10 protein-coding genes are annotated in these 12966 nt (G+C 69.5%); 4 read left to right on the plus strand and 6 right to left on the minus strand.

The genetic code is table 11. The features are described from left to right. Nucleotides 1-9 precede the first annotated feature (9 nt). Nucleotides 10-969: a DUF6282 family protein gene (locus ACODSY_RS12780; RefSeq protein WP_488952128.1), complete on the minus strand. Its 960-nt coding sequence runs from the start codon at nucleotides 967-969 to the stop codon at nucleotides 10-12. Between the two features lie 235 nt (nucleotides 970-1204). Between ACODSY_RS12780 and ACODSY_RS12785 the strand changes: the two genes are divergently transcribed. Beyond that, a complete protein-coding gene (locus ACODSY_RS12785; protein ID WP_488952129.1) occupies nucleotides 1205-2629 on the plus strand; it encodes an aldehyde dehydrogenase family protein in 1425 nt (474 codons plus the stop codon). Nucleotides 2630-2636: 7 nt separating this feature from the next. Here ACODSY_RS12785 and ACODSY_RS12790 read toward each other — a convergent pair whose 3' ends face one another. Both ACODSY_RS12790 and ACODSY_RS12795 read right to left on the minus strand, forming a co-directional pair. Then, a complete protein-coding gene (locus ACODSY_RS12790; RefSeq protein ID WP_488952130.1) occupies nucleotides 2637-3644 on the minus strand; it encodes an NAD(P)H-quinone oxidoreductase in 1008 nt (335 codons plus the stop codon). A 22-nt stretch (nucleotides 3645-3666) separates the two neighbouring features. Continuing rightward, a complete protein-coding gene (locus ACODSY_RS12795; protein ID WP_488952131.1) occupies nucleotides 3667-4503 on the minus strand; it encodes a DNA-binding transcriptional regulator in 837 nt (278 codons plus the stop codon). 203 nt (nucleotides 4504-4706) lie between these two features. Here ACODSY_RS12795 and ACODSY_RS12800 point away from each other — a divergent pair, with 203 nt between their 5' ends. Next, on the plus strand, nucleotides 4707-5483 hold the full coding sequence (locus ACODSY_RS12800) for an SDR family oxidoreductase (protein WP_488952132.1): 777 nt from the start codon (nucleotides 4707-4709) through the stop codon (nucleotides 5481-5483). 50 nt (nucleotides 5484-5533) lie between these two features. On the opposite strand, the gene ACODSY_RS12805 is transcribed toward ACODSY_RS12800, so the two are convergent. The 3 genes from ACODSY_RS12805 to ACODSY_RS12815 all read right to left on the minus strand — a co-directional run bounded on the left by ACODSY_RS12805 (nucleotide 5534) and on the right by ACODSY_RS12815 (nucleotide 8734). Further along, a complete protein-coding gene (locus ACODSY_RS12805) occupies nucleotides 5534-6898 on the minus strand; it encodes an MFS transporter (protein WP_488952133.1) in 1365 nt (454 codons plus the stop codon). 145 nt (nucleotides 6899-7043) lie between these two features. Beyond that, nucleotides 7044-7853, minus strand: coding sequence for a 2-keto-4-pentenoate hydratase (locus ACODSY_RS12810; protein ID WP_488952134.1), 810 nt, complete (start codon nucleotides 7851-7853; stop codon nucleotides 7044-7046). Beyond that, complete coding sequence (locus tag ACODSY_RS12815; RefSeq protein WP_488952135.1) at nucleotides 7853-8734, minus strand: beta-keto acid cleavage family enzyme; 882 nt, start codon at nucleotides 8732-8734, stop codon at nucleotides 7853-7855. Before ACODSY_RS12815 ends, ACODSY_RS12810 begins: the two co-directional genes overlap by 1 nt. A gap of 258 nt (nucleotides 8735-8992) precedes the next feature. Here ACODSY_RS12815 and ACODSY_RS12820 point away from each other — a divergent pair, with 258 nt between their 5' ends. Then, nucleotides 8993-9847, plus strand: coding sequence for a cupin domain-containing protein (locus ACODSY_RS12820; RefSeq protein WP_488952136.1), 855 nt, complete (start codon nucleotides 8993-8995; stop codon nucleotides 9845-9847). Nucleotides 9848-9961: 114 nt separating this feature from the next. Then, entirely contained in the window at nucleotides 9962-12895 is a 2934-nt protein-coding gene (locus ACODSY_RS12825; RefSeq protein ID WP_488952137.1) for a TonB-dependent receptor plug domain-containing protein, read from the plus strand. The last annotated feature ends 71 nt before the right edge of the window (nucleotides 12896-12966 follow it).

The raw sequence follows: 12966 nt of genomic DNA on the forward strand, positions 1-12966 counted from the left end.
CTTGCCGTCCTAGTGCGCGTGGGGAGCCTGGGCGGCCCCCGGCTCGGGCTGGTCCAGGCCGATCAGCTCGGCGGCATTCCGCGAGATCATGCGGCGGATGTCGTCGTCCGAGTAGCCGAGGTCGAGGCAGGTCTCGATCACCGACCGGAAGCCCTCCACCGGCCGGTCGCGTCCGCGCTGGCCCAGGTCGGATCCCAGGATGGTGCGCTCGACGCCGCCGGCCTTGATCAGGGCGTCCAGTTCTTCCGGCGGGAAGCGCGGCGGCTTGCCCCGCTCGACGTTGATGAACATGCAGAACGAGTGCTCGATGTAGGCGCCCAGCGCCACGAGCGCGCGGATGTCGTCGTAGGTGCAGCCGATCAGGAAGGTCGGGTGGTTGACCAGCAGGCGCTTCACGCCGCGCCGCTTGGCTTCCTCGAATAGCGGGAAGATCTCGCTGACGTGCAGGTGCCCGCCCGACAACACCACGTCGTGCTTGGCGATGTGGTCGAGGATCGGCTTCACGGCCTCGATGAGCTTGCCCTGAGCATCGAGCACCGTCAGCGGCTCGGGTTCGAGCAGCGGCATCGTCGTGTGGGGGAAGCCGCGCGACTTGGCGTTGGCGTCGATGTGGTTCTTGGCGGTGAAGGTGGGCATCCAGACCAGCCGCGCGCCGAGCGCGATGCCATGGTCGACTGCGTAGAGGTTGAAACCGCCCAGCGCGTTGTTCAGCGGCACGCCCGAGAGCAGGGTGACGCCCAGATGACCGTAGTGGCGGTTCAGCAGCTCGGTGATCGGCGTGGCGGAGTAGTAGTGGTCCTTGATCAACAGGGCGCGCATGCCGGCGCTGGCCGCGTCCTGCAGCGCCTCGACGTGATCCAGTTCGCGCGGCATGACCGAGGGTCCGCTGTGACAGTGCAGGTCGACGGCGCCCACGAGAAGCGAAGCGATCCGGTCCTGGCGCGAGATCGTCGGGCTGTCATCGGGCATGGCGTGGGTTCCTGAAGCTGCGCTGCGGCGGAATACGGATCGGCGAGCCGCCGGGCTTCGCCGTTATGCCGTGCGCGGCGCCGCGGCTCCCGGCCGGAATCGCGTCTTTCCGCTGGGCGAAAGTTTCCGTCCGTCGGAAAGCCGGCCCTGGCCGGTTGCCGAGGCGGGCGGGGATCGGAGAGAGACAATTTGGTCCGACTGGCCCGCCAGGCGGCGCGGGGGAGGGGGAAGACGGATGGAAGCGCTGAAGTTCTACATCGACGGCGAATGGGTCGACCCGGTTGCGCCCGCCACGCTCGGCATCGTCAATCCGGCGACCGAGGACACCTTCGCCCATATCAGCCTCGGTTCGGCCGTGGACGCGGATCGAGCGGTGGCCGCGGCGCGACGGGCGTTTCCCGCCTACGCCGCCACGAGCATCGAGGAGCGGCTGGGCTATCTGGGCCGGATCATCGAGGGCTTCCGGGATCGCCTGCCGGAACTCGCCCGAACGATGACCCTGGAGATGGGCGCGCCCATCACCTTCGCGACCGAGCGTCAGGCCACAGTGGCGCTCTTCCACTTCGAGGAAGCGGCCCGCGTACTCTCACAGTATCGGTTCGAGGAACCGATGGGCGTAGGCGTCGTGCGCCGCGAACCCATCGGCGTCTGCGGTCTGATCACGCCTTGGAACTGGCCGCTGAACCAGGTGGCGTCGAAGGTCGCGCCCGCGTTGGCGACAGGCTGCACGGTGGTGCTCAAGCCCAGCGAGATCGCGCCGCTCAGCGCGATGCTGCTCGCGCAGATCATTCATGAGGCGGGCGTTCCGCGGGGCGTCTTCAACCTGGTCAACGGCGACGGTCCGACGGTCGGCGAGGCGCTGGCGGCCCACCCGGACATCGACATGATCTCCATCACGGGGTCGACCCAGGCCGGGATCCGGGTGGCCAAGCTGGCGGCCGATATGGTCAAGCGCGTCGCGCAGGAACTGGGCGGCAAGTCGGCCAACATCATCCTGGACGACGCCGACCTGAAGGCGGCCGTGATCCAGGGCGTCCACGCCTGCTACACGAACGGCGGCCAGAACTGCCAGTCGCCCACGCGCATGCTGATCCCGCGCGCCGCCCGCGAGGCGGCCTTCGACGCGGCGCGCGAGGCGGTCGGGGCGATCCGCGGCGGCGATCCGCTCGACCCGGCGACGACCCTGGGTCCGCTGGTCAGCCAGGCGCAGTTCGACAAGGTCCAGGCGCTCATCCAGTCGGGGGTCGACGAGGGGGCGACCCTGGTGGCCGGCGGGCTGGGCCGCCCCGCGGGGCTCAACCAGGGCTTCCACGTCCGCCCGACCGTGTTCGGCGACGTCACGCCCGACATGCGCATCGCGCGGGAGGAGATCTTCGGCCCCGTGCTGTCGATCCTCAGCTACGACACCGAGGACGAGGCGATCGAGATCGCCAACGACACGCCGTTCGGCCTGGCAGGTTTCGTTCAGTCGCCCGACCTCGACCGGGCGCGCGCCGTGGCCAATCGCATCCGCGCGGGACGCGTCTACCTCAACGGAGCTCCCTTCGACCGCAGCCTTCCGTTCGGCGGCTACAAGCAGTCCGGCAACGGGCGCGAATTCGGTGTGTTCGGTTTCGAGGAATATCTCGAGGTGAAGGCCATCCTGGGCGATCCCCGTTAGGACGCCGTCAGGTCGGATCGCCCGCCAGCTGCTCGCGATCCACGACCAGCACGACCTTGCCGATCTGCCGGTTCGCGTCCATCAGCGCGTGCGCGTCCGCCGCGCGCTCGAGCGGAAAGGTGGCGCAGATGCGGGTGCTGACCTGTCCCTGCTCGATCAGGGGCCAGACGTGGGCCCGCAGCGCCGCCGCGAGCTCGGCCTTGAACGCCGCCGTGCGTGGCCGCAGCGTCGCCCCGGTGAGCGTCTGCCGGCGACGCACGATGCTGCGCGTGTCGATCTCGCCCGTCCGTCCGGCATGGCTGGCCAGCAGCACGAGGCGTCCGCCCTCGGCCAGCAGGTCGAGCAGGCCTGCGGTCGTCGGGCCGGCCTGGGCGTCGACGATCACGTCGCAGCCACCTGGCAGGAGGACGCGAAGCTGTCGCGGCCAGTCGGGATCGCGGTAGTCGAGGGCGTGGCCCGCGCCGGCCGCCAGGCAGGCCGCGCGCTTCTCTTCGGTGCTGGCGGTGACGACGACGCGGGCGTCACGCAGCTGGGTCGCCATCTGGATCGCGGCGAGGCCGACGCCGCTGGACCCACCCTGGATCAGCAGGCCTTCGCCAGGCTCCAGCCGACCCAGGACCATCAGCGCGTTCCACGCCGTGAAGAAGGCCTCGGGCAGGGAGGCCGCCTCGACCAGGTCGAGCCCGGCCGGCACGGGCAGGCACTGCCCGGCAGGGATCGCGCAGTATTCGGCGTAGCCGCCGCCGTTCACCAGGGCGCAGATCCGCGCGCCGGGCCGCGGCCAAGCCACGTCGTCGGCCGCCTCGACCACGGTTCCGCTGACGTCCAGGCCGAGGATCGGCGAGGCCTCGGGCGGCGGCGGATAGAGCCCGCGGCGCTGCTGGATGTCGGGGCGGTTCACGCTGGCCGCCGCCACCTTGACCAGGACCTGACCCGCGCCGGGCCTCGGCCGAGGCGCCGAAGCCACCAGCAGCCGCGCGGCCTCGCCCTCGCCCTGGACAGCGATGGCCCGCATCGTGCGCTCGGTCGTCGAGGTATCAGACAAGATCTTCGGGCCCCGGTGTCACGGACGAAGGCAAAGGTTCGTGCTTGGAGCGGCGGGCGAGTTCCTGCGAGATCGCCTCGGCGGTGGCGACGACGCGCGGAAGGTACTGCGCCACCGCCGTCTGCATCGGCATGGCGGCGGCGATCCAGGTGAAGCCCAGGCAGGCGACCAGCCGCCCCTCGTCGCGCACCGGCACGGCGATGGTCGAGGAGCGGGTCTCGATGCCGGGGGCGCGGGTCGCATAACCGCGGGAGCGAACATGATCCATCATCCGCGCCATGGCCTCGCCGTCGTGGGCCGGGCGGTCCTCCGGGTCGGTGCTGCGCTTGACGATCTCCAGGATGATCTGCTGCTCGCCGGGCGGGCTGTGCGCCAGGTAGCAGCGGCCGAGCGCGCGGCTGACCATGCTGAGCCGCATGTTCAGCGAGGAATGCAGCAGCGACAGCGAGGTGTAGGGGATGCTGCTCGCGCGCACGACCATGGCGTTCAGGTCGAACAGCGCCAGCGCCAGTGGCCAGCCCTCCTGCTTGGTGAAATCGATCATGATCTCTTCGGCCACCTCGATGACCAGCGGCTCGTGGTGGAAACCGCTGGAGAGGGTCTTCACCCGGCCGAGCAGCTGGTAGGTGCCGTAGCTGGCCGATTGCCGGGCCAGCCCCTTGGCCTCCAGCGTGCGCAGCAGCCGCACGATGGATGGCTTGGGCAGGCCCGTCTCGCGATGCAGGTCATGCAGGGTCGAGAGCGGGCGGCGGTTCATCGCCTGCAGCAGCTCGATCGCGCGCTCCACCGAACGGATTCCGCTCTTCTCCGGTCGGGAGTCTCTGGCCATGACCGACGTCTCCACTGGACTTCCCCGCTACCTCCCTGATCGAGACATCGGCTCGAAGGTGCCGGGGGGCCGCGTCCTCGACAACGACCATATCCGCATGTTTCGCGTGGCGGAAAGTGTCCAGGCGGACGCTCCGGCGCGTCCTGGCGTTTGCGACACTCCCGCCGCGCGGCGTGCGCGTGAAAGGCATCGAAGGGTGGAGCATGATCGAGGGATTGTTCGGCGTGGCGGGGAAGGTCGCGCTCGTCACCGGGGGGACCAGCGGGATCGGCCGCATGATCGCCGAGGGTTTCGTGCGCAGTGGCGTGAGGACCTACATCGCCGCCCGCGACCTTGCCCGGGCCGAGGCCACGGCGGCGGAGATCGCCGCGGCCGGCGGCGCCTGCATCGGCCTAGCCGCGGACCTCGGTGATCCGACCGGGCCGGCCAGCCTGATCGCCGCGCTCGAGGCGCGCGAGCCGCGGCTCGACATCCTGGTCAACAACGCGGGGGCCAACAACAAGGGCGCCATCGCGGACGTCGCCGTGGAAGCCTGGGACGACGTGCTGGACGTGAACCTGCGCGCGCCCTTCTTCCTGACCCAGCAGGCCCTGCCGCTGCTGCGTGCGGCCGCGCGCGAGGGCGCGCACGCCAGCGTCATCAACATCGGTTCGATCGGCGGCCTGCACATCCCCAACTGGGAGGCTTATCCCTACGGAGCCTCGAAGGCGGCGATCCACCACCTGACGCGCGCCCTGGCCAAGCGCCTGGGCGCCGACCAGATCCGGGTGAACGCCATCGCGCCCGGACCCTTCCAATCCCGCCTGACGGACACGACCTCCGACGCGGTCAAGAAGAGCGTGCAGACCTACATTCCGGTCAACCGGCCCGGCGAGCCCGAGGATATCCAGGGCGTCTGCATCTTCCTCGCCTCGCGCGCCGGGGCCTACGTCAATGGCTCCACCATCGCCCTCGACGGCGGCTATATCGCCGCGCTCTGAAACCTGCCCCGGTCGACTGAAGGCGGCCGACCGGGGTCATCCAGGAAGCCTCAGCGTTCCGCGCCGGCGACCGGCGCCACGTCGCCGTGGACGGAGGGCTCCGCCTTCGCGGGCCGCCGCAGGGCCGGGGTGGACAGGATGGCGATGGCCCCGACCAGCGAGATGCAGCCCATGCCGTAGAAGCCGGCGCTGAAGCTGCCCGTCGCGTCGTTCAGCACCCCGAACAGGAAGGGCGTCGAGTAGCCGGCGAAGTTGCCGAGCGTGGTGATCAGCGCAAAGCCCGCCGCCGCCGCGGCCCCCATCACGAACGTGCCCGGCAGCGAGAAGATGGTCGCCGAGGCGACCACGAACCCGCAATGCGCCAGCACCAGTCCGGACAGAGCCAGGAAGGTGTTGTCGCTGAAGGTCCCGGCCAGGCAGAGGCCGGTGGCCGACGCCAGGAAGCCGCAGGTGGCGTGCCAGCGCCGCTCGCGCGTCTTGTCCGAGTGGCGCGCGTTCACGATCAGCACGATGCACGGGATGATCGCCAGCCCCGCGGCGATCAGGCCGGTGTTGAAGACGGTCGTCTTGCTGACCTTCTGAATGATCGTCGGCAGCCAGAACTGGATCCCGTAGAGGGTCGAGAGGTTGCAGAAGTTCGCCAGGACGATGCACCAGATGTTCGGGTTGCGGAACGCGTCGGCGAAGCGGTGGCCGACGCCCGCGTCGGTCTGCGACTGCCTCTCGGCCGCCAGGTCGGCCAGGACGAGGGCCTTCTGTTCGGGGCTGAGCCATCCCGCCTGGGCCGGCCCGTTGCGCAGCACGATGAGCACGATGACGCCCAGGATCGTCGCCGGCAGGCCCTCGATGACGAATACCCACTGCCAGCCGGCCAGGCCCAGCCAGCCATCCATGAAGCCCATGATGGCGCCCGACATCGGGCTGCCGATGATCGAGGCCAGGCTGCTGCCCAACACCATCACCGAGATCGCCTGCGCCCGCAGGTGCTGCGGGAACCAGTAGGTCATGAACAGGAGCGCCCCCGGATAGAACCCGGCTTCGGCGACCCCCAGGATGAAACGCACGCCGTAGAAGTGGATCGGCGTCTGGACGAGCGCGGTCGCCGCCGAGAGCAGGCCCCAGACGATCATGATCCGCGACAGCCACAGGCGCGCGCCCACACGGTGCAGCGCCATGTTGCTGGGGATCTCCACCAGGCAGTAGCCGATGAAGAAGATCCCGGCACCGAAGCCGTACATCGCCTCGGTGAGGCCGATCGCCTGGCCCATCTGCAGCTTGGCGAAGGCCACGTTGACCCGGTCCAGGCTGGCCATCGTGTAGCCGATCAGGAGCAGCGGCAGGATCTTCCAGGCGATCAGATTGTAAGCTCGCCAACGCGCCTCGTCGGCGACGCTCGCCCTGCCGATCAGGTTCATCATGTTTCTCCCCGCGAAGTCGCCGGCCGCCTGTTGTCGCCCATACCTGGCGGCGGCTGCGCCGACGTTCGCGGAGCAGTGATGCTTGCCCCGCCGATCCGTTCAAGCTCGCGGCGCAGGTATTTCGCCAGGCGAAAACCTGGCGCTACTCGAACGTCAGCCGGATGCGCCCCGCGTCGTGGAAGTCGAACGCGAAGCGGTCGCCGCGCGCCACGGGAAAGGGCTTGATCACCGACCCGGACAGCACGGTGTCGCCGGCCTCCAGGACCTTGCCCTGCGCGGCCAGGGCGCTGGCCAGCCACACGAGGGCGCGCTCGGGCCGTCCGAACACCAGCGGGAAGAGGCCCGAGTCCTCGGCCTCGCCGTTCACGTATAGCACCGCCCCGATCCGGCTGAGGTCCATCTCGCCCGGGGCCATCCGCTGGTCCGACACCACGAAGCCGGCCGCGCCCCCGGCGTCGGCGACGATGTCGATGGCCGAGCGCGTCAGCCCCGTGGCCGGGTCTCGCATCGCGGTGCGGCTGTCCAGGATCTCGATGGCGGGCGCGATCCAGGCGACCGCCGCCAGGGCCTGCGCTTCCGTGCACGGCCCCTCGAGACGGGACGCCATCCTGAACGCCAGCTCCATCTCGACGCGTGGCGCGAGGAAGCGCTCCATGGGGATCGGGCGGTCCTGGCCGAACGCCATGTCGTCGAGCAGGACCCCATGGATCGGACCATCCGCGCCGAACGCCTGCTGCGTTCCCCGCGTGGTCAGGGCCACCTTGTAGCCGACGGCGCGCCGACCCTCGCCGTCGATGCGCAGCGCCGTCCAGTCGTCCTGCACGGCGTAGGCCTCGGCCAGCGTCATGTCCGCGTGCTCGGCGCGGGGCAGGGCGGTCGGCGTGCGATCCCGCCGCGCCGCGTCGAGCCGGGCGACCAGGGCCTGCCGCTGTACCGCGTCCAGCGTGGCCATCAGCGCGGCGGAAGGTCGAGCATGGCGCGGGCCTCGTCCGGGGTCGCCGGCTCGGTCCCCAGTAGTTCCAGCAGCCGCACGGCCTGTTCCACCAGCTCGGCGTTGTCGCGGGTGAGCTGGCCACGGCGGATGTAGATGTTGTCCTCCATCCCCACCCGCACCTGGCCGCCCAGCAAATGCGCCGCCGCCAGCATCGGGTATTCGCGCGCCGCGATGCCGAACGCCGACCAAACCGCGTCGGGCGGCAGGATCGACTTCATGTAGGCCAGCGTCTCGACCGTGGCGGCGCAGCCGTACCTGACGCCGGTCACGATCTGGAAGAACGGCTTTCCCGGGATCGTGCCGTCCGCCAGCAGGTCCTTGGCGAGATGGATGTCGCCCGTGTCGAACACCTCGAGCTCGGGCTTAACGCCGGCGGCGACGATCGCCTCGGCCATCTTGCGGACGTTCATAGGCGTGTTGACCACCACCTGGCCGCCCGAGTTCATGGTGTTGAAATCGAGGGAGCAGATCTCGGGCTTCAGCTCCACCACGTGCGCCACGCGCAGCATGGGATGCACCAGGGTCGTGCCGGGCCCGGCGAGGCGGGGCTCGTCCTCCGACGGCGCGAACCGCCCGCCTTCGCCCGTGGTGAGGTTGATGATCAGGTCGCTGCCGCTGTCGCGGATCCGCTCGACCGCCTCGCGATAGAGATCCACGCGCATGGAGGGGCGGCCGGTCTCGGGGTCGCGGACGTGGATGTGGACGATCGCCGCACCCGCCGCGCGCGCATCGAGGGCGGCCTTGGCGATCTGCTTCGGGGTGACTGGCAGCCCCGGATGCTGCTCCGGTTTCACCAGGTTGCCGGTCAGGGCGCAGGAGATGATCGTCTTGCTGGTCATCTGGATCCGGTTGTCAGAAGGGATTGCGCGGGGCCCGTGCGCGCCGCCGGGCCGACTTCGCCGCGCGTCCGACCCTGGCGCAACGCGCGAAGTGGAGCTTTCCACCGCTCGAAACTTTCGCTCTCCGGAAAGCTGCAACTCGTCGCTTTCTCGACGGCGCGCCGCTCCACAGGATGACACCAGCTGCAAAGTTGGATGCAGGGGGAGGCGTCAGGTGATCGGGATGAGGTCGAGCAACGCAGGCGGGGGCGGCGCGCCATGAACGCGCCGGCGCGTCCCGCATCGGGCGGATGGCACTACAAGGAGCCGCCGCTGGCCGATATCGATCCCGGCGCCGAGGCCTGGATCGCCCGCGGAGCCAACTTCGTGACCGTGGTCAGCAACGTGGCGGCTGGGACGATGCTGTCCCGGTCCGACAATCCCGACGAGTACATGCTGCTGAACGACCAGGTGGCCGTCACCGTCACGGCGGGCGACGAGACGCTCGAGGTTCCGACCGACAGCCTGATCATCGTGCCGCCCGGCCCCAGCACCGTCAGGGCCGCCAGCGGAGGCCGGGTCGTGCGGGTCTTCTCCAGCCGGGCCGCCGACCTCGCCGCCCGCGCCGCCAATGCCGCCGCCTACGCCGAGCGACCTGCCGACGTGGCGCCGCTTCAGCCATGGCCGGATCCGGTTGGCGGCTTCCGGCTGCGCACTTACGCGCTCGCGGATCATGTGCGGCCCGAGACCAACATGCGGGTCTTCCGCTCGACCAACCTGATGCTGAACGTGATGACGGCGCGCAACACGCCCCGAGACACGTCGAGACTGACGCCGCATTCGCACACCGACTTCGAGCAGGGTTCGCTCGCGATCGGCGGGGTCTACATCCACCACCTCCGCTATCCGTGGACGCCCGACATGGCGACCTGGCGCGAGGACGAGCACGTCGAGATGGACAGCCCTTCGGTGCTCGTGATCCCGCCGACGGTGATCCACACCAGCCGCAACGTCGGCGACCGGCCCGGCCGGCTGATCGACGTGTTCGCGCCGCCGCGGGTCGACTTCTCCCTGCGCGAGGGGCTCGTGGCGAATGCGGCCGACTATCCGATGCCGGCGAGCCTGACGAAATGATCGGGGCGGCCCGCCGGACGAGGTCCGGCGCGCCGCGGGGTTCTGACGACGAGACGACCGCAGGGACCGGTTCGCGGACCTGACGCGTCGCAACTGAATAGGGGAGGGACGGACATGGCTAAAGGTAAGCGCCTGCTTGCACTCTATCGGTCCAGCGCCGTGGTCGCGCTGGCGTGGGCCGTCCAGGCCGCGCCCGCCACGGCGCAGTCGCCGGCCGCGACGGAGCCCGGCGCCGAGGCGCTGGCGGAGGTTGTCGTCACGGGCTCGCGGCTCGGGCGGTCGGGATATGACGCGCCGACCCCGGTGAACGTGGTCGGCCAGGAACGGATGGAAAGGCTGGCGGTCACCAACGTCGGCGACGCGCTCAACCAGATTCCCTCGTTCCGCCCGATCACCTCGCCGGCCACCAACAATTTCCGGGTGTCGGCCAACATCGGCGCGCGTTCACTCGACCTGCGCGGCCTGGGTCCCACCCGGACCCTCACCCTGCTCGACGGCCGCCGGTTCGTCGCCGCGGGCGACAACGGGACCGTCGACCTCAACAGCATTCCCTCGTTGCTGGTGCAGCGATCTGAAGTGGTGACCGGCGGGGCCTCGGCGGCCTACGGCGCGAACGCGGTCGCCGGCGTCGTGAACATCATCCTCAACAACCGGTTCGACGGCATCAAGCTGGAGGCTTCAACCGGCGTCACCCGCCAGGGCGACGGGCGCAACTACTACGCCGCCGGTGCGGCCGGGACGGATTTCGCCGGCGGACGCGGCCACGTGGTGTTCGGTGCGGAATACTCGAAGGAAGACGGCCTCGGCCAGTGCGAGACCCGCGACTGGTGCGCCAAGTACACCAACTTCCTGGTCAACCCGGGCTACAACGCCGCCACCCGGACCAGCACCAACGGGCTGCCGGCCACCCTGGTGCTGGACGACATCATGTTCGTCTACAACGAGAATGGCATCCTAACCGGCGCCCAGAAGCCCAACGGCTCGGGCGGCACGATCACCCTCGGCCAGCAGCTGCTCAACACGGGGGCCACCGCGCTGCCGGCCGCCCTGCGCGGCAAGCAGTTCAACGAGAACGGCGACCTCGTCCCCTATACCTTCGGCAACCTCTTGAGCGGGTTGTTCGCCCAGGGGCGGGACAAGACCCAGCCCTACCTGATCGGCCAGGCGCCGGCCCCTCTGGTGGTGCCGACCAAGCACTTCTCGACCATGGGCCACGCCGAGTACGAGGTGACCGACTCGATCACCGCGTCGGCCGAGTTCATCTATTCCCGGGTCGAGGGCTCCGTGCAGTCGACCGTGCCCCTGGACGGCCCGGCGACCATCGACATCAACAACCCCTACCTCTCGGCGGCGACCCGGGCGACCGTGCTCGCGGCCGATCCCGCGATCACCAAGCTGCTGGTCAACCACGGCGCCTGGGCTTTGGGAGCGTCCACCATCGCGACCAGCAAGCTCGACACCTATCGCGGCGTCCTGGCTCTGAAGGGCCGGTTCGGCGACGGCTGGAGCTGGGACGCGTCCTATGCCCACGGCCAGGTCGAGAGCGACGTCGTCGACAGGCGCGTGCGCCTCAAGGAGTGGAACAACGCCGTCGACGCCGTGGTCGCCCCAGCCGGGCTTCCGGGCATCGCGGCCGGCACGATCATCTGCCGCACGACGCTGACGAACCCGACGAACGGCTGCATCCCGATCAACCTGTTCGGGTTCAACCAGATCAGCCCGGCGGCGGACGCCCGTTACAACGTGACCGAAACCCAGACCCGCACCTACAAGCAGCAGAGCGCTGCGGCCAACCTGCGCGGGGCGCCGTTCAGCACCTGGGCCGGCGAGGTCAAGGTCGCGGTGGGCGTCGAGTGGCGGCGCGACACCGCCGAGGGCGGCGTCGACGCCAACACCCTGGCGGGCGCCTACATCGCGCCGGCCACCACCCCGTTGCCCTTCACCGAGACCACGGTCACCGAGGGCTACCTGGAAGTCGGGGTGCCGCTGATGAAGGACTCGCCCCTCGGCCAGTCCCTCGACGTCGACGGCGCCATCCGGCGCACGCACTACAATCCGTTCGGCAACGCGACGACCTGGAAGGTGGGCGGCGTCTATGTCCCGACGCCGGACATCTCGTTCCGCGTCACCCGGTCGCGGGACATCCGGGCGCCGACGGCGCAGGAATCCAGCCCGAACGCGACCACCACCAACCTGCCGCAACCCGACCCGTTCATCGGCGCCACGACGCTGCAGCTGACGCTGACCGGCGGCAATCCGAACCTGGAGCTGGAACGCGGCGACACCTTCACGGCCGGCGTCGTGCTCCGCCCGCGCTTCATTCCCAGGTTCAACCTGTCGCTCGACTACTACGACATCAAGGTGAAGGGGGCGATCGACACCCTGAGCAGCACGGCGATCGCCAACGCCTGCAAGCAGCAGAAGCTGCTCTGCAACCTGATCCTGTTCAACCCCAACGGCTCGATCAACACCGTCTACTCGACGTTCCAGAACCTGAGCCGCCTGCATGCCGAGGGCTACGAACTGGTCGCCGACTACCGCCTTCCGGCCTTCGGCGGCGACTTCGATTTCCAGGCCAACGGCAGCTATGTCGTCGACCTGTCGACGATCGGCGGCACCGGCCTGGTCTCTCAGTTCGACGGGGTCACGGGCAACGCCGGCACGATCCAGAACGTCCAGGGCGTGCCGCGCTGGAGGGGTGACCTGCTGGTGACCTACTCCCGCGAGCGCTGGTCGGTCACCGCGCACGGCCGCTACATCCCGAAGTCGATCCTCGACCCCACGAAGATCGGTCCCGGGCAGAAGGGCTACAGCATCAACGACCCGAACAGCGTGAACATCAATCACGTCGACGCGCGGCTCTATGTCGACCTGTCGGCCAAGATGACCTTCCCGGACGCCAATGGCGTGGATCGCTACGAGATCTTCGGCGTCATCAACAACGTGTTCGACAAGGGCGAGCCCAAGCAGCTCCGGCTGTTCGGCAACGGGCTCTACTACGATCCCTTCGGTCAGGCCTTCAAGGTTGGGGCCAGAGCCCGGTTCTGACGCTCGCGGAACCGGCCGCCCACGAGGGCCCAGGCGCTCCCCCGCCTGGGCCATTCGTTTGAGCCCCCGGC

Source organism: Phenylobacterium sp. FG114, assembly GCF_057809855.1.

Coding starts and splice junctions, on each gene's coding strand:
- ACODSY_RS12785 (WP_488952129.1), top strand. CDS start 1,205: ATGGAAGCGCTGAAGTTCTACATCGACGGCGAATGGGTCGACCCGGTT.
- ACODSY_RS12780 (WP_488952128.1), bottom strand. CDS start 969: ATGCCCGATGACAGCCCGACGATCTCGCGCCAGGACCGGATCGCTTCG.
- ACODSY_RS12810 (WP_488952134.1), bottom strand. CDS start 7,853: ATGGCCACGCTGGACGCGGTACAGCGGCAGGCCCTGGTCGCCCGGCTC.
- ACODSY_RS12795 (WP_488952131.1), bottom strand. CDS start 4,503: ATGGCCAGAGACTCCCGACCGGAGAAGAGCGGAATCCGTTCGGTGGAG.
- ACODSY_RS12815 (WP_488952135.1), bottom strand. CDS start 8,734: ATGACCAGCAAGACGATCATCTCCTGCGCCCTGACCGGCAACCTGGTG.
- ACODSY_RS12820 (WP_488952136.1), top strand. CDS start 8,993: ATGAACGCGCCGGCGCGTCCCGCATCGGGCGGATGGCACTACAAGGAG.
- ACODSY_RS12825 (WP_488952137.1), top strand. CDS start 9,962: ATGGCTAAAGGTAAGCGCCTGCTTGCACTCTATCGGTCCAGCGCCGTG.
- ACODSY_RS12800 (WP_488952132.1), top strand. CDS start 4,707: ATGATCGAGGGATTGTTCGGCGTGGCGGGGAAGGTCGCGCTCGTCACC.
- ACODSY_RS12805 (WP_488952133.1), bottom strand. CDS start 6,898: ATGAACCTGATCGGCAGGGCGAGCGTCGCCGACGAGGCGCGTTGGCGA.
- ACODSY_RS12790 (WP_488952130.1), bottom strand. CDS start 3,644: ATGCGGGCCATCGCTGTCCAGGGCGAGGGCGAGGCCGCGCGGCTGCTG.